This is a genomic window from Phyllobacterium sp. YR531, assembly GCF_000282595.1.
GTDB lineage: Bacteria > Pseudomonadota > Alphaproteobacteria > Rhizobiales > Rhizobiaceae > Phyllobacterium.
Genome location: NZ_AKIZ01000035.1, coordinates 295,844 through 320,637, shown reverse-complemented (window position 1 = coordinate 320,637; position 24,794 = coordinate 295,844). Strand labels below are relative to the sequence as shown.

At 54.9% G+C, this 24,794-nt stretch carries 17 protein-coding genes; 7 read left to right on the top strand and 10 right to left on the bottom strand.

What is annotated here, in order from left to right:
- Positions 1–6 precede the first annotated feature (6 nt).
- From PMI41_RS19310 to PMI41_RS19295, 4 genes are all read left to right on the top strand, one after another.
- Complete coding sequence (locus tag PMI41_RS19310; protein ID WP_040855845.1) at positions 7–1,809, top strand: IlvD/Edd family dehydratase; 1,803 nt, start codon at positions 7–9, stop codon at positions 1,807–1,809.
- Positions 1,810–1,848: 39 nt separating this feature from the next.
- On the top strand, positions 1,849–2,601 hold the full coding sequence (locus PMI41_RS19305; protein WP_008127668.1) for an SDR family NAD(P)-dependent oxidoreductase: 753 nt from the start codon (positions 1,849–1,851) through the stop codon (positions 2,599–2,601).
- A 33-nt stretch (positions 2,602–2,634) separates the two neighbouring features.
- Positions 2,635–3,474 carry a fumarylacetoacetate hydrolase family protein gene (locus PMI41_RS19300; RefSeq protein WP_008127666.1) on the top strand — a complete coding sequence of 280 codons (840 nt, stop codon included), beginning with the start codon at positions 2,635–2,637 and terminating at the stop codon, positions 3,472–3,474.
- A gap of 178 nt (positions 3,475–3,652) precedes the next feature.
- A complete protein-coding gene (locus tag PMI41_RS19295) occupies positions 3,653–4,990 on the top strand; it encodes an MFS transporter (RefSeq protein ID WP_008127665.1) in 1,338 nt (445 codons plus the stop codon).
- A 93-nt stretch (positions 4,991–5,083) separates the two neighbouring features.
- Here PMI41_RS19295 and PMI41_RS19290 read toward each other — a convergent pair whose 3' ends face one another.
- Both PMI41_RS19290 and PMI41_RS19285 read right to left on the bottom strand, forming a co-directional pair.
- On the bottom strand, positions 5,084–9,697 hold the full coding sequence (locus PMI41_RS19290) for a translocation/assembly module TamB domain-containing protein (protein WP_008127663.1): 4,614 nt from the start codon (positions 9,695–9,697) through the stop codon (positions 5,084–5,086).
- The gene (locus PMI41_RS19285) at positions 9,694–11,622 is read right to left on the bottom strand and encodes an autotransporter assembly complex family protein (protein WP_008127662.1); all 1,929 of its coding nucleotides are present in this window, start codon (positions 11,620–11,622) and stop codon (positions 9,694–9,696) included. Before PMI41_RS19285 ends, PMI41_RS19290 begins: the two co-directional genes overlap by 4 nt.
- A 342-nt stretch (positions 11,623–11,964) precedes the next feature.
- Here PMI41_RS19285 and PMI41_RS19280 point away from each other — a divergent pair, with 342 nt between their 5' ends.
- Positions 11,965–12,201 carry an Lrp/AsnC ligand binding domain-containing protein gene (locus PMI41_RS19280; protein WP_008127661.1) on the top strand — a complete coding sequence of 79 codons (237 nt, stop codon included), beginning with the start codon at positions 11,965–11,967 and terminating at the stop codon, positions 12,199–12,201.
- Positions 12,202–12,386: 185 nt separating this feature from the next.
- A complete protein-coding gene (gene ilvD, locus PMI41_RS19275) occupies positions 12,387–14,240 on the top strand; it encodes a dihydroxy-acid dehydratase (RefSeq protein WP_008127660.1) in 1,854 nt (617 codons plus the stop codon).
- A gap of 199 nt (positions 14,241–14,439) precedes the next feature.
- Here ilvD and PMI41_RS19270 read toward each other — a convergent pair whose 3' ends face one another.
- Genes PMI41_RS19270 through PMI41_RS19240 form a run of 7 tightly spaced genes read right to left on the bottom strand, consistent with a single transcriptional unit; the run spans position 14,440 to position 22,402 of the window.
- Entirely contained in the window at positions 14,440–15,429 is a 990-nt protein-coding gene (locus PMI41_RS19270) for an ABC transporter substrate-binding protein (protein ID WP_008127659.1), read from the bottom strand.
- 39 nt (positions 15,430–15,468) lie between these two features.
- Positions 15,469–16,575, bottom strand: coding sequence for an ABC transporter permease (locus PMI41_RS19265; RefSeq protein ID WP_008127657.1), 1,107 nt, complete (start codon positions 16,573–16,575; stop codon positions 15,469–15,471).
- Positions 16,572–17,468 (bottom strand): ABC transporter permease, encoded by an 897-nt coding sequence (locus PMI41_RS19260; protein WP_157179446.1) that lies wholly within the window; start codon positions 17,466–17,468, stop codon positions 16,572–16,574. The genes PMI41_RS19265 and PMI41_RS19260 overlap by 4 nt, the downstream gene beginning before the upstream one ends.
- The gene (locus PMI41_RS19255; protein ID WP_008127655.1) at positions 17,468–18,307 is read right to left on the bottom strand and encodes an ABC transporter ATP-binding protein; all 840 of its coding nucleotides are present in this window, start codon (positions 18,305–18,307) and stop codon (positions 17,468–17,470) included. The genes PMI41_RS19260 and PMI41_RS19255 overlap by 1 nt, the downstream gene beginning before the upstream one ends.
- A complete protein-coding gene (gene hydA, locus PMI41_RS19250; protein WP_008127654.1) occupies positions 18,307–19,761 on the bottom strand; it encodes a dihydropyrimidinase in 1,455 nt (484 codons plus the stop codon). Before hydA ends, PMI41_RS19255 begins: the two co-directional genes overlap by 1 nt.
- A 56-nt stretch (positions 19,762–19,817) precedes the next feature.
- A complete protein-coding gene (locus PMI41_RS19245; protein ID WP_008127653.1) occupies positions 19,818–21,065 on the bottom strand; it encodes a Zn-dependent hydrolase in 1,248 nt (415 codons plus the stop codon).
- Between the two features lie 11 nt (positions 21,066–21,076).
- Positions 21,077–22,402: an aspartate aminotransferase family protein gene (locus tag PMI41_RS19240; RefSeq protein WP_008127652.1), complete on the bottom strand. Its 1,326-nt coding sequence runs from the start codon at positions 22,400–22,402 to the stop codon at positions 21,077–21,079.
- Positions 22,403–22,624: 222 nt separating this feature from the next.
- Here PMI41_RS19240 and rutR point away from each other — a divergent pair, with 222 nt between their 5' ends.
- Positions 22,625–23,278: an HTH-type transcriptional regulator RutR gene (gene rutR, locus PMI41_RS19235; protein ID WP_008127651.1), complete on the top strand. Its 654-nt coding sequence runs from the start codon at positions 22,625–22,627 to the stop codon at positions 23,276–23,278.
- Positions 23,279–23,475: 197 nt separating this feature from the next.
- On the opposite strand, the gene preA is transcribed toward rutR, so the two are convergent.
- A complete protein-coding gene (preA, locus tag PMI41_RS19230; RefSeq protein ID WP_008127650.1) occupies positions 23,476–24,786 on the bottom strand; it encodes an NAD-dependent dihydropyrimidine dehydrogenase subunit PreA in 1,311 nt (436 codons plus the stop codon).
- Between the last annotated feature and the right edge of the window lie 8 nt (positions 24,787–24,794).

The following is a 24,794-nucleotide window of genomic DNA, read 5'->3' as shown; positions in this document are numbered from 1 at the left end:
TCAAAAATGACCACCAACAAAGCCCCGAAAAAACTTCGCTCGCAGGAATGGTTCGACAATCCTGACAATCCGGGGATGACAGCGCTCTATCTGGAGCGCTATCTGAATTACGGCCTCACCCGTGGCGAATTGCAGTCCGGCAAGCCGATCATCGGCATCGCCCAAACCGGCTCGGACATTTCGCCCTGCAACCGTCACCACATTGAACTGGCCAAGCGTGTGCGCGATGGGATTATTGCTGCGGGCGGCATTCCCTTTGAGTTTCCAGTCCATCCGATACAGGAAACCGGCAAGCGTCCGGGTGCCGCGCTTGATCGCAACCTTGCCTATCTTGGCCTTGTTGAAGTTCTCTTCGGTTATCCACTCGATGGTGTTGTGCTGACAATCGGTTGTGACAAGACCACCCCGGCCATGCTGATGGGCGCTGCCACAGTGAACATTCCCGCCATCGCCCTCTCTGTCGGCCCCATGCTGAATGGCTGGCATCGCGGCGAACGCACAGGCTCCGGCACGATCGTCTGGAAGTCCCGCGAGAAGCTTTCTTCCGGCGAAATCAATTATGATCAGTTCATGGATATCGTTGCTTCTTCCGCTCCATCCGTGGGCTATTGCAACACGATGGGCACGGCAACAACCATGAATTCTCTGGCAGAAGCGCTTGGAATGGAATTGCCCGGTGGCGCAGCTATTCCCGCGCCTTATCGCGAACGCGGACAGATTGCCTATGATACCGGCAAGCGTATTGTCGATATGGTACGCGAAGATCTGAAGCCTTCCGATGTCATGACTCGTGCCGCATTCGAAAATGCCATCGTTATCAATTCGGCTATCGGCGGCTCCACCAATGCGCCAATCCATCTCAATGCCATTGCCCGCCATCTGAATATTCCGCTGGATAATGATGACTGGCAGACAATCGGCCATGACGTGCCGCTGCTGGTCAATCTGCAGCCCGCCGGTGAATATCTCGGCGAAGACTACCACCGCGCGGGCGGCGTGCCCGCCGTCGTTGCGGAGTTGATGAAGGCCGGGAAGCTGCCGCATCCATCTGCTGTGACTGTCAATGGTCAGAGTATCGGTTCGAACTGCGAACATGCGGAAAACCTCAACACCGATGTCATCAAGACCTATGATGCGCCGTTGAAAAAGAAGGCGGGTTTCATCAACCTCAAGGGCAATCTTTTCGATAGCGCCATCATGAAGACCAGCGTTATCTCTGACGAGTTCCGCGAGCGCTATCTTTCCAATCCTGACGATCTAGAAGCCTTTGAAGGCATTGCCGAAGTATTTGACGGACCTGAGGATTATCATCACCGGATCGACGATCCTGCGCTTGGCCTCAATGAAAACAGCATTCTGATCATGCGCGGTACGGGGCCTATCGGCTATCCCGGTGCGGCTGAAGTGGTCAATATGCAACCTCCGGCCTATCTGCTGAAACAGGGCATCCATGCGCTTCCCTGCCTCGGCGATGGCCGTCAATCCGGAACTTCCGGCTCGCCGTCGATCCTCAATGCTTCGCCAGAGGCTGCGGTCAATGGCGGTCTTGCGCTGGTGCGTTCGGGCGATCATCTGCGCATTGACCTCAACAAGGGCACCGCAAACATCCTCATCGACGATGAGGAACTGCAGAAGCGCAAGGATGATCTGCTCGCTGCCGGTGGTTATAAATACCCCGCCAGCCAGACCCCTTGGCAGGAAATCCAGCGTGGCATGGTCGGTCAGCTTGATGAAGGTATGGTGCTGAAGCCAGCCGTTGGCTACCAGCGAATTGCCCAGACCAAGGGCCTGCCGCGCGACAATCACTAGGATCAGGACAATACGTCAGACAGATAGAGCGGAGGAAGCATGGCGAATTCCATACGGCGCTATGAAGGACGGCATGCAGTCATTACCGGCGGTGCTTCCGGCATAGGTTTTCGGACAGCAGAGCGGATCGTGTCAGAAGGCGGCACGGTCAGCCTGTGGGATATGGATGCCACAAAGATCGATGAGGCGAAAGCAGCGTTGGGCGCTTCTTCGCATGGCGTCAGGTTGGATGTGTCCGATCCTGATCAGGTCGACAAAGCGACACAGGAAACTGTTTCGACCTTCGGCAAGATCGATGTGCTGATCTGTTCCGCTGGCATCACCGGGCCTAATGCCAAAGTTGCCGACTACCCTATCGATCAGTGGAAGCGTGTCTTCGACATCAATCTACACGGCCTGTTCTACTGCAATCGTTTTGTCGTGCCGGTCATGCAGAAGAATGGCTATGGCCGGATCGTCAATGTCGCGTCCATTGCTGGCAAAGAAGGTAATCCCAATGCCTCTGCCTACAGTGCATCCAAGGCAGCAGTGATCGGCCTGACAAAATCGCTCGGCAAGGAGCTTGTTGGCGATGGAATCACCGTCAATGCGATAACGCCTGCGACAGTGGACACGCCGATTCTCCAGCAATTGAAGCCGGAGTTCATCGATTACATGCTTTCGAAGATTCCCATGCAGCGTTTTGGCAAGGTTGAAGAGCTTGCTTCGTTGATAACGTGGATTGCCAGTGAAGAATGTTCATTCACGACGGGCGCAGTATTCGACATTTCCGGTGGCCGTGCTACATACTAGGCCACTACTCACCAGTGAAGAGAAGGTTGACCAATGAAACTCTTGCGTTATGGCCCGCTTGGCCAGGAAAAGCCCGGTCTTGTCGACAAGGACGGCAAAGTCCGCGATCTTTCAGGGCATGTGAAGGATATTGCCGGCGATGCGATTTCTCCGGAAGGCCTGAAGAAGCTGGCTGCCATTGACCCTGCTTCGCTGCCAATCGTCGAAGTTGAACGCTACGGCGCCTGCGTTTCCGGAACTGGCAAGTTCATCTGCATCGGCCTGAACTATTCCGATCACGCGGCCGAAACCGGCGCGACAGTGCCGCCGGAGCCAATCATTTTCATGAAGGCAACCTCTGCTATCGTTGGCCCGAATGATGATGTTGAAATTCCCCGCACTTCGGTCAAGACCGACTGGGAAGTCGAGCTTGGCGTTGTCATCGGCAAACATGCCAAATATGTCAGCGAAGACGAAGCGATGGATCATGTGGCAGGCTATTGCCTGATCAATGATGTTTCCGAACGCGCATTCCAGGCGGAGCGTCAGGGCCAGTGGACCAAGGGCAAGAGCTGCGACACATTCGGACCGACAGGCCCATGGCTCGTTACCAAGGATGAAGTCAAGGACCCGCAGGACCTGAAGATGTGGCTGGAAGTTAACGGTCACCGCTATCAGGATGGCACATCCGCAACGATGGTCTATGGCGTGAAGTATCTTGTCTCTTACCTGTCGCAGTTCATGAGCCTGCATCCAGGTGACATCATTTCGACAGGCACACCTCCCGGCGTTGGCCTTGGCCAGAAACCGAATGTGTTCCTCAAGGAAGGCGACATCATTACGCTGGGCATTGAAGGGCTGGGCGAACAGCGCCAGCAGGTTGTGCAGGCCTGAACTTCCTGATGGTATAAATCATTATAGCTATTAAGGTGCCGGTACGGTTGTGCCGGCACTTTGTTAGCTGACCTCGTTTCGCAAGGAACATCCGTACAAATGGTTAAGTTGCCACACGCAACTTTTGCATGATGCGATGCCGCTGGTTTCGGCCCGATGCGGCAAAGGGAGATACAAAATGTCCTCAGCTACCAAAGCTGCCCACCCCCCACAGAAAGCTCCGGCGGGAGCAAGCAAGGTCCGGTACATCATTCTGGCGATGTGCTTTCTCGGCCTGACGATGAATTATCTCGACCGCGCCAATATGAGCGTGGCTTTGCCCTATATCGATGCTGAACTCGGGCTCAACCTGACCAATGCGGAAAAGGGCCTGATCTTTGGTGCGTTCTTCTGGGCCTATGATGGCATGATGCTGATCGCAGGCTGGTTCACTGACAAGGTTGGCGCCCGCCGGTCTTTCTCGCTTGCAGCCGTATGGTGGTCCGTGTTCACGGCCCTCACGCCGCTCGCCACCACATTCTGGGGCTTCTTCGGCATGCGGTTTGCATTGGGTGCGGGCGAGGCACCAGCCTATCCCAGCGCAACCAAGGCCGCCTCTCGCTGGTTTCCGAAGAGCGAGCGAGCTTTTGCCACTGCAGTCATCGATTCCGGTTCACGCGTCGGCACTGTTCTGGCATTGCCCATCGTCACCGGCATTATCGCGCTGGCCACATGGCACTATTCGTTCATCATCCTCGGTGCACTCGGCCTCGTCTGGGCGTTCTTCTGGTACATGATGTACCGCGACCCGGCAGATCACCCCGGCGCAAACGATCTTGAGCGTCAATACATCACCGACAATGGCGGACGCACGGAAGACAATGACGATGCGGAAGCTGTGAAAATCCGCTGGCGCGATCTTTTCCGCTATCGCACCATATGGGGCATGATGATCGGCTTCTTCTGCCTGAACTTCGTCATTTATTTCTTCCTGACATGGTTCCCGGATTATCTGAAGAATGCACGTGGCCTCAATCTGGCAGAACTCGGCACCTTTGGCATGATCCCCGGCCTTACGGCAGTTGCTGCGGCATGGGCAGCAGGCATCTGGGCAGATCGCGCAATACGCAACGGTGCCGACGTGACGACAATCCGCAAGATCATCATGGTTGGGGGGTTGCTCGGCGGGGCGGCCATTCTGCCAGCGGCAATGGTGACTTCGCTTTACATGGCGCTGATCTTCCTGGCCATTTCCTATAGCAGCCTTGCCGTTGCGGCGACTGCCATCTGGTCACTGCCAGCGGACGTTGCGCCAAGCTCACACCATGTCGCGTCAATCGGTGGCATCCAGAACTTTGCGTCCAACATCGCGGGCATTATCAGCCCGTTCCTGTTCGGCTATCTGCTCGATGTTTTCAGTGGCAACTACATTCCGTCTTTTGCACTTGCTGCCGGTGTCGCCGTCATTGGTGCATTCAACTACGCGTTCGTGGTTGGCCGTGCAGAACCGCTGCCGGTGCTGCCAGTACGGGCCTGAAACGAATAAAGGGGCGGTGCAGAAGCACCGCCCTTATTCCTTTTAAAGCATTCTCCGAACGTAAAACCGCTTCGCGCTTTTATTGGAATGCTTTTAGTAGTCTTTTTCGAAGAACAGACCCGCGCCGGAATCGCCATCGCTGCCAACGGCACCCTTGGCTTTCAGGTTGGGCGTGATGTCGAGATTGATCGTGCCCTTGGTATTGCCACCGGCACCGGCTTCGACACCCAGATAGATATTATCCCTGATATAGCGTCCGGCACGCACGCCTGCATTGCCTTCGCTGTCGGTGACGACATCAAGGTCATCAAGGCCCGTGCTCTTGCGCAGACTATCAATAAGCGACGAATTTGAACCACCAGCCAGTTCAGCAGCAGCAGTTGCCAGACGGGCTATCTGCAGCGGCGTCAACTCGCTGATTGAGCGGTTGAAGATCAGGCGCGCCATCACTTCATCCTGCGGCAATTCCGGCTGCGAGGAGAACACGATCTGCAGGTCCGATACGCGGCCCTTCACGGTCACGCTGACGGTAATATCGCTGCTTTGCGTCGTGGCCACGAAATTGATCTCAGGATCAAGATCGCCAACGAGTGTCACCTGACCTTCCGTGAAGGTAATGCGCTGACCCAGAATGCCCAGACGGCCACGGATAAGGTCGAAGCCACCGACGGGCTGGATGTTTGTTGCCGGGCCGGTCAACCGGACCGAGCCGCCAATTTCCGCATCAAGACCACGACCGCGCACGAAAATCTTGTTCGGTGCGGTGACGTTGATGTCGAGCTTTACAACACTTGGCCGTGCAGTTGGTGTGGCAACTTCGCGCTGATCAGCCTTGGCACGCTTCAATGTCTGCTGGACCTTTTTTGAAGGGTCCTTGTGCTTTACATCGATGACTGCTGACGAACCGCCGAAATTTTCCGGAACAGTTATTTCGGCGCGGTCGATATTAATGTTGCCAGCAATAACGGGATCACGGGTAAGCGGGCCATTGACGCCAAGCGCACCTGTCACCGTAGCGACGACGAGATTTCCGTCCGCATAACGCGCCTTGTCGAGCTTGATATCGATATTTGCCGGGAAGTTTGCCGCTGCATCGGTCGAAATCGTACCCGTCGCACTGACAGTACCGCCCGTCGAAAGCCCTGCTGTCAGAGTACGGATCGTGACCGTCGTACCTTCCATGCTGCCGAGCAAGGTGATGCGCTGGAGGCGCAAATTGGCTTCCGGATCAATCACCTCTGCGCCATTGGCGGAAAACATGCCGCGTATCTGTGGCTGGGCAAATGTGCCGGTCACATTGGCAGTCACATCAATATTGCCCTTGGCTTGCGTGCCACGATCGGCAAGAAAGCGGTTTGCCAGAGACAATGGAATGTTACCGGTGACATTGATGCCAAGACCATTGCCGGAGATCGGAACTTCGCCACTGGCGGATACTGTAAAGCCCTGCGGTCCATCAACCTTTGCCGAAGACAATGACAGTCGCTCATTGGCAAAGTGTCCCGCCGCATTGAGCTGCAAAGGTGCGAGCCCAGCTTCCTGCAACGGCTTTGCTGATATGCCGGAGCCCTTCAAGTCAAATTCAGCATTGGGTTTTTGCAACGTTCCCGTCACGCGACCACGTCCGGAAATTGCACCTGCAAGGTTCTGGTCCTTGACGATACCATTCAGCGTTGCCAGCGGCAGGCTCTTCAGATCAAGATCGACTGCGAGTTGGCCCTGCGCCAAGGGCACGGAACCGCGCGCCGAGGCATCAAGCCCGTTCGCTCCCGTCAGATGTGCATCAACATTCAGTTGATCTGTCGTAGAGGTGCCCTTAGCGTCAAGATTGAGCGCTTCCAAGCCTGCCTTCTTCAATGCGGCTGCCGTTACAGAACGGGCCTGCATATCGAAGTTTACGTCAGGCTTTTCACGCGTGCCACCGATCTTGGCAGTACCATTGATCTCACCGCCAAGGCCAAGGTCAGGCTTGATCGTATTGGCGATATCCAACGGGAGCTTCTCGATCGCGACTGCCAGATTGAGCGTCTGCGCAACTTCGCCGCTGACGGTGACTTTGCCTTTACCGATGTCCAGAATAATATCGCCGAACGATACGTCGCTGCCGGCAACATTGATTGCGGCAGGCTGGACGAGACGGGCAGCGAGCTTATCGCGTGTCAATTCCGCTTTAGCCAATGAAAGAAGGAAACCCTTGTCTGTCGGCTCAAGCGCGCCGCCGACCGACGTCTTTGCACCATTTTTGAGGGCAGCGTTCAGATTGAAGTTCGTCGTCTTGCCGCTTTGATCGGCCTGTGCATCAAGGCTTGTAATCTCGATGCCGGAGGCCGAGACATTGGCAGCCGTCACAGAGCCGTTTGCGGCAGGGACATTGAAAATATCCTGTGCCACAAGCGCGATATCAGCCTTGCCCACGGCAACATTATTGGCTTTGAGGCTATCTATCTGGCCTTTGACATCGAGGTTCTGCTTATCGTCCTCATGGGAGAGCGCGATCGTTGCATCTGCCTTGCCTGTTGCCTCAACAAGGAAGAGGGCAGCGGCAGTTGAAACATCCGCTGAACTTAGAGTCAGATTGCCTTGCAGCAACCCTTTCTTGTCTTGGGTGACATCACCGCGCAGGCGCGTTCCACCAGCAATGAATTGCAGGTTGCTCAGGCGCTTCTCATCCTTGCGCACGGCGATTTCCGTCGCCAGATCAGCGCGGATACCGTCCAGAAACGCAAGACCTGAAAGCTTGCCATCGACATTATCCTCTACCAGCGTTCCATTGAACGAGATATCGCCTTGCGTCAGCTTGCGGCCAGACAATGTGCCCTGCGGCACCCCGGCATTGAAGGCGAGTGCGATGATCTTGTCCTGCCCGCGTGCACTGCCTTTGACTTTCAGCGCACCACCGGCTTTTTCAGAAAGCAGAGCCAGATCGGTAAGATCGAGCCCGAAATCGAAATTCGCTGCACCGCTGGCAAAAGTACCGTTCGCGGTAACAAGGGTCTGCGGATTTTCGACTTTGAAGTTCTTGGCACTCAGACCATTTTCACCACGCGCCAGACCACCGGTTATCCGCGTTTCGCCTGCAAGCACTTTGTCTGCCGCATCTATACCAAGCTTCATGCCAGTGGCATTGCCATCCAGCATCAGATCGAAGCCGCCGGTCAGCGGTTCAACAAGGCCATTGGCTTTCAAATCTAGTGAACCAGCCATGTCGCGACCGGCAAGTGCCGAGAATGGCGAAATGCTTGAGGCTTTCACCAGGATATCGCCACGATAGGCCAGTTCGTTTATCGTTCCAGCCAGCGAAGCGCTGAGGCCGTTAGCCGCGACCAGAGCTTGAGTGAGATTGACAGGTGTACCGGCCCTCCAGTCACCATTGATCTTCAGCTGAATGAGTTCACCGAGCGCCTCTGCAATATCCGCACGCTTGGCTGTAATGCCGGATATGTCGCCATTCACATCATAGGTCAGTGAGCGGGCAGTCGGACTGTCAATATTCTGGGCGAGGCCCTTTGCAACCAGATTGACGGACTTGGCCGCAAACATGTCTGTTGTCAGGCTGGTGACTTCCAATGTGCTCGACCATGCATCATTTGCATTGGTGCCGAAATCCACGGCGAATACGGCTTTATCGACCGTGGTCTGTCCGCCAGCAACGGGCAGGATAACCTTCTTGCCTGTTGGGTCAGCAATCGTTGCGTCGACTTTGAGACTACGCAAAAAACCGTCATTCGTGGTCTCGCCTGTCGCATCAACAACGAGCGCATTGCTTTTGATGTTGAGGCGATCAAGGGCAAAGCCGCCAGCATCCCGCACAACACCATTGAATATCAGAGCGGTATCATTGCCAAAGAAATCCCGGAAAACTGGTGGTATCAGCGCTGCGACTTCGCCATCCAGCGTCGTCTTGAAGCCAAGCCCATCGGCTTGCCTGTCGATCTTGGTGTTGCCGGTGAGGACGCGTTTCCCCGCTGCATCCAACGTCAGTTGCAAAGCAAGATCACTTAACGGACCGGAGCCCTTGAGAGCCATAATGACAGGCGGGCGGCCTTCAATATTGAGAAGGTTCGCCATGATACCATTGGCTGGCTCGTTCAGCGAAAGATCGAGCTCGAGCTGCTGGCTTTCATTGGCATAGGCTGCCTTGATGCTGAAATCACCACCGGGACCATCGAGCCGCTTGATCTGCAGATTGGAATCGAGCGAACCACCATCAAGCGTCAGGTTACCTGCGGCGGAAATCTCGGATTTCAGACCAAAAACCGTATCGCCAAAAGCGACACGGCCGATCTTCAATTCCTGCAGAATGACTGCCAGCGGCAATTCCGGCAGGCTGAAGCCTTTTGCTTCCGGCGATGGCAGGCTTTCATCCGGCAATGGCTTGCGCATGACATCGATACTGTCCGCAGCCAGCGTATTGATATCCAGCCGGCCACGCAGCAATGCAAGGCGGCTCCAGACAATCTTGGCATTGGTGACTTTGAGCCAGATACCTTCACGGTCGGCGACAGTGATGCTGCCAATATTCGCTTCTGAGGAAAGCACGCCTTGAATATCGGAAATCACGATCTGGCGATTGGGTGTCGAAAGCTGGTTTTCAACAAAGCTCAGAAAATACGACTTCTCGGCTTCGGGACTGGCAGGCGCAGGTGATTGCGCCACAGACGGGCCAACAATAAGAAGCAGGAGAAGGGTTGCAAGAATCCGGATCAAAACGCCTGTCCTATGCCAACGTAGAATGCAAAACTGGGGTCGTCATCGGTCCGGTCAAGCGGTACGGCGACATCAAGCCGGATCGGACCAAGGCCGGTATTATACCTTATGCCCGCACCCACGCCGAGGCGCATGTCCTCGGCAAAATCCGGGAACGACTCTTCACCGACATAACCGGCATCAACAAAGGCCACCGCACCAATTGTATCGGTGAATCGCACACGGGCTTCCACTGAGCTTTCGATAAGCGAGCGGCCACCGATCACATAATCATCGCCATCGCGACTGACATTCACGCCAATATTGCGATAGGCATAACCGCGTACGGAACCGCCACCGCCAGCGAAGAACAATTGATCCGGCGGAAGCTCGCCAATTTCAGCACCGACAATGGAACCGAGCTTCAGGCGTCCGGCGAGGACAAAGCGATCCTCGGCTCCAAAGCCGTAATAGGTGCGGCCTTCAGCCGTAAACTTGGTGGCGAAATTGCCGTACTCGACTTCGTAGAACGGCGACAACAACCCTTCGAGATAGTAGCCGTTCTTGGGATCGACCTTGCTGTCTCGGCTATCATAGGTCAGGCCGCCGAGCACACCAACGGTGAGAAAATCGCGGCTGTCGAAAAAATCATCTTCAAAGTTTGACTTGGAAACAATTGCCGTCAGTTTACCGGAAAGTTCGTCCGAGAAGATATGGGTCAGCCCGGCTTCAGCAGTGACTGATGTCTGCGTATAGGCATCAAGTACCTTGCGCTCGCCAATCAGCGAAGAAATGAAATCTGTATCGGGAGTCCAGACGCCGGGCTTGGTGAAGCTGACACCCAACATGTAATTGTAATCCTGCGGATCGTAGGACTGTCCGCCAATACCGCCAACCTTGGCATCAAAACGCAGACGTTCAGCACGGCCGAAGAGATTGCGGTGCTGCCAATAGGTTTCGAAGCCTGCCCCGTCCAGTGTCGAGTAGCTGCCGCCGACGCCGAACCGGCGCAGTTTCTGTTCCTGTACGGCAACGGTTATCGGCAAAAGCCCATCGCTTGTGATGGCGTCTGCTTCTTCAATACGGGCAGACCGGAACACCTCAAGACGCGACAGGCGTTTCTTGGCGCGCTCTATCTCGTCGGGATCATATTCCCGGCCGGGTTCAAGCCCAGTGATGAAAGCAACAAACTCCGGGTCCATGCGCTCAGTGCCGGTAACTTGTGTCTGGCCGAAGGATGCACGGCGACCCGGATCAACGTCGATGGTCGCATCAACTTTGCTGTTGTCATGATCGGCGGTAACTTCGCGCGAAACAATCTTCGCTTTGGGGTGCCCCTGCTCGCGCCATGCATCGACGGCTAGACGCTCAGCCTTTACGATGGCGGTTGATCGGGCAACCTCTCCAACTGCAAATCCCTGTTTCTCCGGCAGGTCGACAATGTCTTTCCTGTCCACTGGCGGCGGCGCGACGTTTTTGATGCGCGCGGTGGAGAAAAGAAATTGCGGGCCGGGATCGACCGAAATCGCCACTGTTGCAGTTTCAGGCAAAACAGTATCAGGAGGCAGATCACTGGCCTCGCGGCCGTCCACCTTGATGCTGATATTACCGCCATAGCGGCCATCGGCATAAAGCGCGCCAAGAATACGGCGGTAATCGCCTCGGGCTTTTGCGAGAAGCCCAGCAGCGCCAGAGGCAGGCTTTTCCTTGTCGGCGAAAAGACCGGAAGCCCCTTCGACAAGCTTCTTGGTCTCTTCGTTTTCTTCGTTGGCGATCTCTACCGTATATTTTTGCGGGTCGGCGATGACGGAATCCGCATCGTCTTCCTTCTTTTCACCCCAAAGATGAATGCCAAAAATATCGAACGCATGCGCAGGCGATACGAGGGCTGAGCAAGCCAGCAAAGCGGCGGCAAACAAACTGGCCTGTGGGCGCTTGAAGTCCATCAACCAGTAAAATCCCTAACTCAAACAAAGTGACACAAACCAACAGGTATGATTACGCCATATCCTGTGATCGTTAAAATTCGCCTCTCTAGCTTAAGAAAACGATAACATGGTGATTCATACAGGCCAACCCGCAAAGACCAACACCAACCCCATGCTCGCTGGCGTTGTGTCCATATCGCCACAATATGGGGTATTTCCCGCACTCCCTTACTTGATCACTTTTTATTAGAAGTATGCAATAAGTCGGCGCGCAATGCGTTTTGGACCGGGTGAACATTGCGCTGCCCGCGCAACCCCAATAGGCTAGGGCAGATAAAACAGTCCCTCCGGAGCATATAGATGAAACCCGTATTCCTGCAGCTGCAATGCTTTCCCGGTAAAACCTATGAAGTGGCAGCTGCCCTGTTCGAGCGCGAAATCGTCTCGGAACTCTACTCCACCAGCGGCAACTTTGACCTGCTGGCCAAGATTTACATTCCCGAAGATCAGGATGTCGGCAAGTTCATCAATGACAATGTCCTCGACATTCAAGGCATAGCGCGCTCGCTCACGACCATGACCTTCACGGCATTTTGACAACCCGCGGCGATTTTAACGTGACAACCGAGACATTACGTCTCGTTTCATGCGATAATGATGTCCCCTATGTAATGAGTGCAATAAAACAGCCTCATTCGGGTAACAAAATTCCATTCTTTGCTTGGGAAGCAGTTCTTCTATAGACTGGTTCTTTCGCAATTCACTATCAGGATAGTTTTAAAATGCCGCCCTATCGTTCACGTACAACCACACATGGCCGCAACATGGCCGGTGCCCGCGGCCTATGGCGCGCAACCGGCATGAAGGACGAGGACTTCGGCAAGCCAATTATTGCCGTGGTGAATTCGTTCACGCAGTTTGTGCCGGGACATGTGCATCTGAAGGATCTTGGCCAGCTTGTGGCGCGCGAAATCGAAAGCGCAGGTGGCGTCGCCAAGGAATTCAACACGATTGCGGTCGATGACGGCATCGCCATGGGACATGATGGCATGCTCTATTCGCTGCCATCGCGCGAAATCATTGCCGACAGTGTCGAGTATATGGTCAACGCCCATTGTGCCGATGCCATGGTCTGCATTTCCAACTGCGACAAGATCACGCCCGGTATGCTCATGGCAGCTTTGCGCTTGAACATCCCTGTCGTTTTCGTTTCCGGTGGCCCTATGGAAGCCGGCAAGGTTGTCTGGGAAGACAAGGAAAAGAAGCTCGATCTGGTCGATGCCATGGTCGCAGCCGCCGATGACCGCATTTCCGATGAGGAAGTAACGGCTATTGAGCGTTCCGCCTGCCCCACCTGCGGTTCCTGCTCCGGCATGTTTACCGCCAATTCGATGAACTGCCTTACCGAGGCACTCGGGCTTTCCTTGCCGGGCAATGGCTCGACACTGGCAACCCATGCGGATCGCCGCCGCCTTTTCGTTGAAGCCGGACATCTGGTTGTTGATCTGGCCCGCCGTTATTACGAGCAGGATGATGAGACTGCGCTTCCGCGCTCCATCGCGTCGTTTGCTGCTTTCGAGAACGCCATGACGCTCGACATTGCCATGGGCGGATCAACAAATACGGTTCTGCATCTGCTTGCGGCCGCGCATGAGGGTGAAGTCGATTTCACCATGAGTGATATCGACCGGCTGTCGCGCCGCGTGCCGGTGCTTTGCAAGGTTGCTCCTGCTGTTGCCAATGTGCATATGGAAGACGTGCATCACGCGGGCGGCGTCATGGGCATTCTCGGCGAGCTTGATCGTGCGGGTCTGCTCGATACCTCGGTCTATTCCGTTCACGCCGCCAATCTTGGTGCGGCGCTTGATCGCTGGGATGTTGTACGCAGCAAGAACCAGTCTGTTCATGATTTCTTCAAGGCGGCTCCTGGCGGCGTGCCAACACAGGTCGCATTCAGTCAGGACCGCCGCTTCGCGGATGTTGATCTGGACCGCGAAAAGGGCGTCATCCGCAATGCGGAACATGCCTATTCCAAGGATGGCGGTCTGGCGGTGCTTTACGGCAACCTTGCGGAGGATGGCTGTATCGTCAAAACCGCAGGCGTCGATGAGTCGATCCTGAAGTTCTCCGGCCCTGCCCGGATTTTCGAGAGCCAGGACAGCGCTGTGTTGGGTATTTTGAATGGTGGGGTCAAGCCTGGTGATATTGTGCTGATCCGTTATGAGGGTCCGCGTGGCGGCCCCGGCATGCAGGAAATGCTTTATCCAACCAGCTATCTGAAATCAAAGGGCCTCGGCAAAGCCTGCGCCCTCATCACTGATGGACGCTTCTCCGGCGGATCATCCGGCCTTTCAATCGGCCACGTTTCTCCGGAAGCCGCCGAAGGCGGCTTGATCGGTCTGGTGCAGGAAGGCGATGTTATCGATATCGACATCCCGAACCGCAAGATTCACCTTGCTGTTGATGATGCCGTTATTGCTGATCGGCGTGCCCATATGGAAGCCAAGGGCACAGCAGCCTGGAAGCCCGAGGAAAAGCGCAAGCGCAAGATTACGACCGCACTTCGTGCCTATGGTGCGATGGCAACCAGCGCTGCCCGTGGCGCTGTGAGGCAAATCCCTGATCATTGGGAGTAAGGTGAAGCGCTACGCGCGTTATCTCTCCCCTTTGTGGGAGAGAATGTGATTTCAGCATCTTAGCTCTTGCTAAGTGCTAGAAATCGCAAGAGAGGGGATTCATAATTTATTACCCCCTCTCTTGGCTTTTCTAAGGATTTAGCCAAAAAGCTAAATCCAAGAAAACCCTTTCTCCCCCACAAGGGGGGAGATAAGAGCCTTACTTCGCTGCGTCGGTAACCTTAGTCGTCCAAGCGCCTTCCGGCTTCTTGGTGATTACCGGGTCCGAACCACCACCGAGCAAGGTTTCAACTGTGCGGTCGGCAGCAGCTGTATCAAGCACACCATCTGAACCTTCGGTCAGCTTGTTGATTTCAGCAACCATGCGCTTCTGATGCTTTTCGGTCTGAGCGCCGCTCGCATCATTGTCGAGGACAATGGTCGCGGCTTCATCAGGATTGGCGCGGGCATATTCCCAGCCCTTCATCGAGGCCTTGACGAAACGTGCCAACTTTTCAACCATTGCCGGATCGTCGAGGCTCTTCTGCAGGACATAAAGGCCGTCTTCGAGCGTTGCTACCTTCTCGTCCTCATATTTGAAGGTCACGAGCTGATCTTCCGGAATGCCTGCATCAATGACCTGCCAATATTCATTATAGGTCATGGTGGAAATGCAGTCGGCCTGTTTCTGGATCAATGGATCAACATTGAAGCCCTGCTTGAGAACTGTAACGCCTTCCGGCCCTCCATCGGTCTTGAGACCGAGATGGTTCATCCATGACAGGAATGGATATTCATTGCCGCCAAACCATACGCCGAGTGTCTTGCCCTTGAAATCTTCGGGCTTTGTAATACCGGTTTCCTTGCGGCAGGTCAGCATCATGCCGGAGCGTTTGAAAGGCTGCGCAATATTGACGAGAGGCAGGCCCTTTTCGCGCGTTGCAAGCGCAGACGGCATCCAGTCAACCACCACGTCGGCCCCGCCGCCGGCGATGACCTGTGGAGGGGCTACATCCGGCCCACCCGGTTTGATCTCTACATCGAGGTTTGCTTCTTCATAGAAGCCTTTGTCTTTGGCAACGTAATAGCCGGCGAACTGCCCCTGTGTGACCCATTTGAGCTGGAGGGTAAGCTTGTCAGCCGCCAGCGCTGAGCCGGCCATGAGCGTGCTGATGGCCAGCCCCAACGAGAGTGCAATGGTTTTTTTCACGTTTTAGTTCTCCTCTGTTCTTGTTTTTAAAGTTGTTTTTCAAGTCCTGTAAGAAGGGTGCCAGAAAGTGACGGCCCTTTCGACAAGCGTAATCAGCCCGTAGGAAAGCGAACCGGCAAGAGCGGCAACGAATATCTCGGCCCACACCATATCGACATTCATGCGGCCAACCTCCGCCGATATGCGAAAGCCCATGCCGACAATCGGTGAGCCAAAAAACTCGGCAACAATCGCGCCAATCAGCGCCAGCGTCGAGTTTATCTTCAATGCGTTGAAAATAAACGGCATCGCGGCAGGCAATCGGAGTTTCAGCAATGTCTGGCCATAGCTAGAGCCATAGGTGCGCATCAGATCACGCTCCATCGCTCCGGAAGCGGCAAGCCCGGCAACAGTATTCACCAGCATGGGAAAGAACGTCATGATGACAACGACAGCGGCCTTTGACTGCCAGTAGGAGCCGAACCACATGACCATGATAGGAGCAATGCCGACGACAGGCAAAGCTGCGACGAGATTGCCGATGGGCAATAGGCCTTTACGCAGGAAGGGCACACGATCGACAATGATCGCAGCAAGAAAACCAGAACCGCAGCCCATGACATAGCCGGCAATTGCTGCCTTCAGATAGGTCTGCTGAAAATCCGCCCAGAGCGTCGGCACCGAGGCCGCTATACGTGAGGCAATCATGGACGGTGGCGGCAGCAGGATCGCCGGAACGCCAAAACCGCGCACGATCACTTCCCAAAGGATGAGCAGCCACGCGCCGAACAGGACGGGCAATGCCAGATTTATCAGGCGTTGCGCATCGGGAGACGCAAGGCGCCAACCGGCAAGCCTTTGTACGCTCAGCCAGGCCAGAAGCCACGCGGCGATAACCATGCACCAGTAACCGAGCGCAGCACCAGCCGGGCCCATCGAACCAAGCAGTGATATGAGGCTGTAAGCCGTGATGTGAACGAGAACGAGCAGGGCAATCGTGGAAGAAGTGGACGCTGAAGCAAACAGCGCGACAGCAGCGGCGGCAAAAAGGACTATTGGAGCACTATAGGACAATGTGCTTTGCACGTCAGCGCCTGTCGAAAATACCAGTGAGACTGCCGAGAGGACAAAGGCGCCTATGGCCAAAGGTGAACGCGAAATCCTCATGATCGCACTCCCATACGCCGGTTAACCAGCGTCGAAATGATGCCGATCAGGCTGACAAGGATAGCGGCCATCAATGCGGCAGCGATCAAAGCCGCCCAGATCTGGACAGTTTGTCCGTAATAGGAACCAGCCAGAAGGCGCGCGCCAATACCCGCCACTGCGCCAGTTGGCAGCTCACCAACAATAGCGCCGACAAGGCTGATCGCGACGGCTATTTTCATCGACGTGAAGAGATAAGGCATGGAGGCGGGCCAGCGTAATTTCCAGAAAACTTGCGCCTTTGAAGCGTTATAGGTTCGCATCAGATCAAGATGCATGATTTCCGGCGAGCGCAGGCCTTTGACCATGCCGACGGCGACGGGAAAAAATGACAAATAGGTCGAGATCATCGCCTTGGGCAAAAGCCCTGTAATATTAACCGCATTGAGCACCACGATAATCATCGGGGCAATGGCAAGTATCGGCACTGTTTGCGACGTGATGATCCACGGCATAAGACTCTTGTCGAGCGTGCGCGAATGCACAATGGCAATCGCCAGAAGAATACCGAGCAGCGTTCCGAATGCGAAGCCGAGGAGCGTAGACGATAAGGTTACGCCGCCATGATAGATGAGGCTGCGTTTGGATGTCGGGGAAATATCAAAAACTGTCTTGCGGATTTCTGCGGCGACTTGATGCGGAGCGGGCAAAACCGGCCTCTCTTGCACCATCGTATTGGCAATCAGCTGACTGGTGGAAATGGTCGTGTTGGCACGTGCCGCCTGGTCACGCTCAAAAGGTGCATTGAGGAATATTGCAAACCCATACCAGAGCACGAGAATGACCAAAAGGATTGTTCCGACCGGGATTACCCTGTCGTGGAGCATGGCTGAAAAGCCTTTACGCTCCTCCATCATAAATGCGCCTCGTCATAGGAATGACCATGACGCAGACCTTCGCGGACCCGATGGGCAATTTCAAGAAACTCCGGTGTCTCGCGAATATCGAGCGTGCGTTCTGAACCCAGATTGCAATCAATGATTTCGTGAATGCGGCCGGGGCGCGGACTCATGACCACAATTTTGGTTGAGAGAAACACCGCCTCCGGGATCGAGTGTGTGACAAAGATCACGGTCTTCTGCGTCTTGGCCCAGAGCTTCAACAATTGCTCGTTGAGATGATCGCGGACGATCTCATCAAGAGCACCGAATGGCTCGTCCATCAAAAGCATATCCGGATCGAAGGATAATGCGCGGGCGATGGATGCGCGCTGCTGCATGCCACCAGACAATTGCCACGGAAACTTCTTGTCGAAACCGGCAAGGTTGACCAGTTCAAGGTTTTTGGCGATGCGCGCCTTGCGCTCTTCCTTGGGAATTCCCATCACCTCCAGCGGCAGGGAAATATTGCCGCCAATGGTACGCCATGGGTAAAGCGCGGCCGCCTGAAACACATAGCCATAGGCACGCTTTTCCCGCGCTTGCGAGGGCGTCATGCCGTTGACTGATATGCTGCCCGATGTCGGTTGCTCCAGATCGGCAATCACCCGCAACAGGGTGGTCTTTCCACAACCGGACGGGCCGATGAAGGAAACGAACTCGCCGCTATTGACTGCAAGGTTGATGTTGGAAAGGGCGTTGACCGGCCCGTCATTGGTTTGGAAGACCAGCGACAAATCCTTGACGTCAATTACATTTTTTGGCGCCGCATCAGCCATTATCTTTGCCTTGGGTCGAAGCGCGACGACTGTCATCAGACGCCTGCCGGAATATTCTTTGGATCACGCTCCACTCTACGCGGTGCGGTCAATTCCTTCCAAGTGGAAAGTGCGCGGCTTGCAGAGGGATTGGCCTCACGTTCTACAAAACGCCCGCTGCCTGTCGGCGCGATTACCTCGCCATCCTTATAGGCAATCTCTCCGCGCGAAAGCGTGATGCGTGGCAGGCCTGTGACCTCAATGCCTTCAAAGACATTATAGTCGATGGCGGATTTTTGCGACTTTGCAGAAATGACCTTGGTTGCGTTCGGGTCCCAGATGACAATATCCGCGTCGGAACCCGGCAATATGGCACCCTTGCGCGGATATATATTGAGAATCTGCGCAATGTTGGTGGATGTCGCGGCTACAAATTCGTTCGGGGTCAGGCGTCCTGTCCGTACGCCCTTCGTCCATAGCACGGGCATACGATCTTCAAGCCCACCTGTGCCGTTCGGTATCTTGGTAAAATCACCGACGCCAAAACGCTTTTGCTCAGTGGTGAAAGCACAATGGTCCGTTGCGACAACTTGCAGGCTTCCCGATGCCAGACCGGCCCACAATCCATTCTGGTTGATCTTGTCACGGAAGGGCGGAGACATGACGCGGCGGGCGGCATAGTCCCAATCCTCGTTCTTGTATTCGCTTTCATCGAGAACAAGATGCTGGATCAGTGGTTCGCCATAAACACGCATGCCCTTGGCGCGCGCACGACGGATGGCTTCGTGTGACTGTTCACAGGAGACATGCACGATATAAAGCGGCACGCCTGCCTGATCCGCGATCATGATGGCGCGATTGGCCGCCTCGCCTTCAATTTCCGGCGGACGCGAATAGCCATGGGCTTCAGGCCCGGTATTGCCTTCAGCCAGTAATTTTTGCTGAAGATGGGCAACGACATCGCCATTTTCCGCATGAACCAGCGGCATGGCGCCAATCTCGGCGCAACGCAGGAAGGATGCGAACATTTCGTCGTCATCCACCATCAGCGCGCCCTTATAGGCCATGAAATGTTTGAACGTATTGATACCGCGCTCGACAACCTTCGGCATTTCATCAAAAACCTGCTTGTTCCAGCCGGTTATCGCCATGTGGAAAGAATAATCAGTGCGCGCCTTGCCCGCTTTTTGGAACCAGTCCTGCAATGCTGCGAGCAGCCCATCTTCGCCCGGAAGAACAAAATCGACGACCATGGTGGTCCCGCCCGCTAAAGCAGCGGCTGTACCAGTGTCGAAATCATCGCTGGAATGGGTGCCCATGAAAGGCATTTCAAGATGCGTGTGCGGATCAATACCGCCGGGCATGAGAAAGCAGCCCGTTGCATCAATGACCTCATCGCCTGCAAGATCATTGCCGATTGCAGCGATCTTGTCACCGTCGATCAGCACGTCCGCTTTGTAGGTGCGGTCGGCGGCAATAATCGTGCCACCTTTGATCAGTTTCGTAGCCATGTGTTCGTTCCCCTTTTTGGTCTTTTGCCGAACATGCTGCTGTGTGTGAATCTAGATCAGGCTTGAATCTCCGCCGTCTCCAGAACCGCATGCAGCAGGACGTCAGTTCCGGCAGCAGCCCATTCTTTCGAGATTTCCTCATCCTCATTGTGGCTGAGGCCATCAACGCAAGGACACATCACCATCGCAGTCGGAGCAACACGGTTGATCCAGCAGGCATCATGACCCGCACCGGAAACAATATTGCGGTGACTGTAGCCCAGACGCTCAGCCGCATTGCGCACTGCTGTCACGCAGCCTTTGTCAAATGTGACCGGATCGAAATGTCCCGCCTCTTCGATTTCAATGCTCAGGCCAAGTTCCTTGGCGATTTCCGGTGCTTTCGCTTCAATTTCAGTCTTCATGGCTGTAAGCGTAGCCAGATCCGGCGAGCGGATATCGACCGTAAACACCACTTTACCGGGGATGACATTGCGCGAGTTCGGATAGACATCAACATGGCCGATTGCACCGACCGCACTGGGTTGATGTGCCATGGCGACATTGTGAACCAGCTCGGTAATACGCGCCATGCCGAGACCGGCATTCTTGCGCATGGGCATGGGTGTCGAGCCTGTGTGGCTCTCCTTGCCCGTCAACGTGATCTGCAGCCACCAAAGTCCCTGCCCATGCGTGACAACGCCGATGTCCTTGCCTTCCGCTTCCAGGATGGGTCCCTGTTCGATATGCAGTTCAAACAGCGCATGTATCTTGCGGGCACCGACTTTCTCATCGCCTTTCCACCCTATCCGCTCAAGCTCGTCACCGAACTTTTTGCCCTTGGCATCTTCGCGATCATAGGCCCATTGCTCATCGTGAATGCCAGCAAAAACCCCTGAAGCCAGCATGGCCGGTGCGAAGCGTGTGCCTTCCTCATTCGTCCAGTTGACGACGACAATCGGATGCTTGGTCTTGATATTAAGATCATTGAGTGTGCGGATCAGTTCCAACCCGCCAAGAACGCCCAGCACACCATCATATTTACCGCCTGTTGGCTGTGTATCCAGATGGCTCCCTACATAGACGGGCAAAGCGTCGGGATCTGTGCCTTCGCGGGTGAAAAACATATTACCCATGGTATCAACACCCATGGTCAGCCCGGCGTTCTCGCACCAGGACTGAAACAAATGGCGGCCTTCGCCATCCTCATCGGTCAGGGTCTGGCGGTTGTTACCACCGCGCAAACCCGGCCCGATCTTGGCCATTTCCATGAGGCTGTCCCAGAGCCGGTCGCCATTGATCCGAAGATTTCCTGTCAGCGACATTTGCCTGTTCCCTATGCGAGATTCTTCAACACGTCAGCCAGTGTATCGAACAGGTGTTCGATCTGGCCTTTGCTGATGGTCAAGGGCGGCGACAGCGCAATGATATCGCCAGTCGTGCGGATCAGCACACCCTTCTCATAGGCATTCAGGAAAGCCTGAAACGCACGCTTGGTCGGCGCACCTTCTATAGGCTGAAGCTCAATGGCACCGATCAGTCCGAGATTTCGAATGTCGATGACATTCGGCAATCCTTTGAGCCCATGCAGCGCATCCGCCCAATAATCGGAAAGCTCAGATGCGCGAGTCAGTAGCCCTTCTTCTTCGTAAGTATCAAGCGTTGCCAGAGCGGCGGCACAAGCGACGGGATGACCTGAATAGGTGTAGCCGTGGAAAAGCTCGATCAGATTTTCAGGACCATTCATGAACGCCTGATAGATGTCCGACGAGGCAAACACGGCACCCATTGGAATAACCCCGCTGGTGATGCCTTTTGCAGTGGTGACGAGATCAGGCACGACGCCGAAATAGTCAATCGCAAAGGGTGTTCCAAGGCGGCCAAACCCGGTGATGACCTCATCAAAGATCAGGAGAATATCATTCTTGGTGCAAATCTCGCGCAGGCGCTTGAGATATCCCTTTGGCGGAATGAGAACGCCGGTCGACCCTGCCACGGGTTCTACGATGACTGCCGCAATATTTGATGCGTCATGCAGAGCAATGACTCTTTCCAGATCATCGGCAAACTCGACGCCATATTCCGGTTCGCCGCGCGTATAGGCATTACGTGCCAGATCGTGGGTATGGCGGATATGGTCAATTCCGCCGAGCGCATTGCCGAAAGTCTTGCGGTTGCCGGAAATGCCGCCAACGGAAATGCCGCCAAAACCGACACCATGATAACCGCGCTCACGGCCGATCAACTTGACCTTGGTGCCATTGCCCTTGGCACGATGATAGGCGAGCGCAATCTTCAGCGCGGTATCGACCGATTCAGAGCCGGAATTGGTAAAGAATACATGGTCAAGCGGCGATGGCAGCATGGCGGCAAGACGGGCAGCCAGCTCAAATGCCTTGGGGTGACCCATCTGGAATGCCGGCGCATAATCCAGCTCTGCAACCTGCTTTTGAACTGCTTCTACAATCTTCGGGCGGCCATGACCGGCATTGCAGCACCAGAGGCCAGCAGTGCCATCAAGAATTTCGCGACCATCATGAGACTTGTAGTGCATGTCTTTAGCACTGACGAGGAGGCGGGGATTTTGCTTGAACTGCTTGTTTGCCGTGAAAGGCATCCAGAACGCGTCGAGATTGTTTGTCCCCAGTGCCGCTTTAGACATGTGACGAAGCCTCCTGATTGCGGATATTACCGCTTGTTTTGTGTTCCCGAATGATTGAACCTTTGGTGGATTCAAAAACCAATTGCCAAAAACTTGACTAGTTGGTCAAAATGCAGGCTAGAAGAGCATAGTTAGGTGGTCAAGCGCTTTATAGGCATTTCAACCCGTTGCAAGTGATAGCGGAATTGCCATTTTGTCGCGGGTGGGTGGAGTAATCGGTAGATGGCGAAAGCTGCAAAGCAGAAGACCAGTGGCGGACCGGAAAAAACGACCCGTATTCAGGAAATCAACCGCCGCCTGATCCTTGATGCGGCGCTTGATGTTTTCTCAACCTATGGCTTTCGTGGCACGACAATCGACCAGATCGCCGAGAAAGCCGGCATGTCTAAACCGAACCTGCTTTATTATTTTCCCCGCAAGCAGAACATCTATGTGACGCTGCTGGAAGAAACCTTGACCGAATGGCTTGCGCCCCTTGCGGACATTGATCCCGAGGGAGATCCGATCGAACAGCTTCGCAAGTACATCACGCTCAAGATCAAAATGTCCGAAAGTCACCCGGAAGCTTCGCGATTATTCGCCAATGAGGTGCTGCATGGCGCACCGGCGATCAGTGACTTTCTTGCCAAGCACCTGAAGCCACTGGTGGATGAGAAAGCCGTCGTCATCCGCCGCTGGGTAGGTGAAGGAAAGCTTGCGCCCGTTGATCCCTACCATCTGATTTTCATGATCTGGGCAACCACCCAGCACTATGCGGATTTCGATGTTCAGGTCCGCGCCATCATGGGCAGCCAGGTTGGTCGTCCCGGCTTCCGCGAGCAAACGGCACAGGCTGTGCTGAGTATCATTCTCAACGGGATACGACCGCGCGATTGAATATGGTGGTTACTTAGCCTTTGCACCGGCTCTGCGCGTGGTTCGACGGGACTCACCATGAGGAAAGTTGTAGGGCTGCAAAGCCAACCTGCACTGCCACAGAACTAGACTCCTGTGCAAATTAATACGTTCCTCATGGTGAGCCCCGTCGAACCACGCAAAAACGGCATTGCAAGCCGGAGGTTGAGTTAACTCCTTTACTCCGCCGCGACCTTAGCCATTGGATTGTTCGGATGGGTTGTCCAGTTGGCATAATCGGGTCGAACTGGTGTTTTGGTGCGTGGGTCAACACCCGAGATCATCGGCACCATATCAATGCAATTTTCGACCGGGCAAACATTAACGCATAGGTTGCAGCCCACGCATTCCTCATCAATCACCTCGAAATGCCGGACCCCATCGACCATTGACGTGATCGCCTGATGCGATGTGTCTTCGCACGCAATGTGGCAGCGGCCGCATTTAATGCAGAGATCCTGATCGATTTGCGCTTTGGTGATGTAGTTGAGGTTGAGATACTGCCAGTCAGTAACATTGGGAACGGCCATGCCACGAAAATCTTCGATGGAACTGAAACCGCGAGAGTCCATCCAGTCAGACAGGCCGGAAATCATTTCCTGGACTACTTTGAACCCATAGGTCATCGCCGCAGTACAGACCTGAACATTGCCGCAGCCGAGCGCAATGAATTCTGCCGCATCGCGCCATGTGGTTATACCGCCGATGCCCGAGATTGGAAGGCCGCGCGTTTCCGCATCGCGGGCAATTTCCGCGACCATGTTCAATGCAATCGGCTTGACTGCCGGACCGCAATAGCCCCCATGCGAGCCCCGTCCATCAATGGAAGGATTGGGCGCAAATGTATCGAGATCAACCGAAACAATGGAATTGATCGTGTTGATCAATGAAACCGCGTCAGTGCCACCAGACTTGGCAGCGCGAGCGGGCTTGCGCACATCCGTAATGTTCGGCGTCAGCTTGGTGATGACGGGCATGCGCGTATATTGCTTGCACCAACGCACCACCATTTCGATATATTCTGGCACCTGGCCAACCGCAGCACCCATGCCACGTTCCGACATGCCGTGCGGGCAGCCGAAGTTCAGCTCGATGCCATCACATCCCGTTTCCTCGACGCGTGGCAAAATGGCTTTCCATGCTTCTTCCTCACAAGGTACCATGATTGATGCGATCAACGCACGGTCTGGCCACTTCTTCTTCACCTCAGTCATCTCACGCAGATTGACTTCAAGAGGACGATCCGTGATCAGCTCAATATTGTTCAAGCCCAGCAGGCGGCGGTCGGGGCCATGAATTGCGCCGTAGCGCGGACCATTCACATTGACAACGGGAGGCCCCTCCTCGCCAAGAGTTTTCCAGACGACACCGCCCCAGCCCGCCGCAAAGGCCCGCTCGACATTATAGGCCTTATCGGTTGGTGGCGCTGATGCAAGCCAGAATGGATTTGGAGATTTGATACCAAGGAAGTTCGAAGAAAGATCAGCCATGATGGTTT

What these genes read in the sequence shown, in the direction of transcription:
- PMI41_RS19310 (WP_040855845.1), top strand. Translation starts at nt 7, where the DNA reads ATGACCACCAACAAAGCCCCGAAAAAACTTCGCTCGCAGGAATGGTTC.
- PMI41_RS19305 (WP_008127668.1), top strand. Translation starts at nt 1,849, where the DNA reads ATGGCGAATTCCATACGGCGCTATGAAGGACGGCATGCAGTCATTACC.
- PMI41_RS19300 (WP_008127666.1), top strand. Translation starts at nt 2,635, where the DNA reads ATGAAACTCTTGCGTTATGGCCCGCTTGGCCAGGAAAAGCCCGGTCTT.
- PMI41_RS19295 (WP_008127665.1), top strand. Translation starts at nt 3,653, where the DNA reads ATGTCCTCAGCTACCAAAGCTGCCCACCCCCCACAGAAAGCTCCGGCG.
- PMI41_RS19285 (WP_008127662.1), bottom strand. Translation starts at nt 11,622, where the DNA reads ATGGACTTCAAGCGCCCACAGGCCAGTTTGTTTGCCGCCGCTTTGCTG.
- PMI41_RS19280 (WP_008127661.1), top strand. Translation starts at nt 11,965, where the DNA reads ATGAAACCCGTATTCCTGCAGCTGCAATGCTTTCCCGGTAAAACCTAT.
- ilvD (WP_008127660.1), top strand. Translation starts at nt 12,387, where the DNA reads ATGCCGCCCTATCGTTCACGTACAACCACACATGGCCGCAACATGGCC.
- PMI41_RS19265 (WP_008127657.1), bottom strand. Translation starts at nt 16,575, where the DNA reads ATGAGGATTTCGCGTTCACCTTTGGCCATAGGCGCCTTTGTCCTCTCG.
- PMI41_RS19260 (WP_157179446.1), bottom strand. Translation starts at nt 17,468, where the DNA reads ATGGAGGAGCGTAAAGGCTTTTCAGCCATGCTCCACGACAGGGTAATC.
- PMI41_RS19255 (WP_008127655.1), bottom strand. Translation starts at nt 18,307, where the DNA reads ATGACAGTCGTCGCGCTTCGACCCAAGGCAAAGATAATGGCTGATGCG.
- hydA (WP_008127654.1), bottom strand. Translation starts at nt 19,761, where the DNA reads ATGGCTACGAAACTGATCAAAGGTGGCACGATTATTGCCGCCGACCGC.
- PMI41_RS19245 (WP_008127653.1), bottom strand. Translation starts at nt 21,065, where the DNA reads ATGTCGCTGACAGGAAATCTTCGGATCAATGGCGACCGGCTCTGGGAC.
- PMI41_RS19240 (WP_008127652.1), bottom strand. Translation starts at nt 22,402, where the DNA reads ATGTCTAAAGCGGCACTGGGGACAAACAATCTCGACGCGTTCTGGATG.
- rutR (WP_008127651.1), top strand. Translation starts at nt 22,625, where the DNA reads ATGGCGAAAGCTGCAAAGCAGAAGACCAGTGGCGGACCGGAAAAAACG.
- preA (WP_008127650.1), bottom strand. Translation starts at nt 24,786, where the DNA reads ATGGCTGATCTTTCTTCGAACTTCCTTGGTATCAAATCTCCAAATCCA.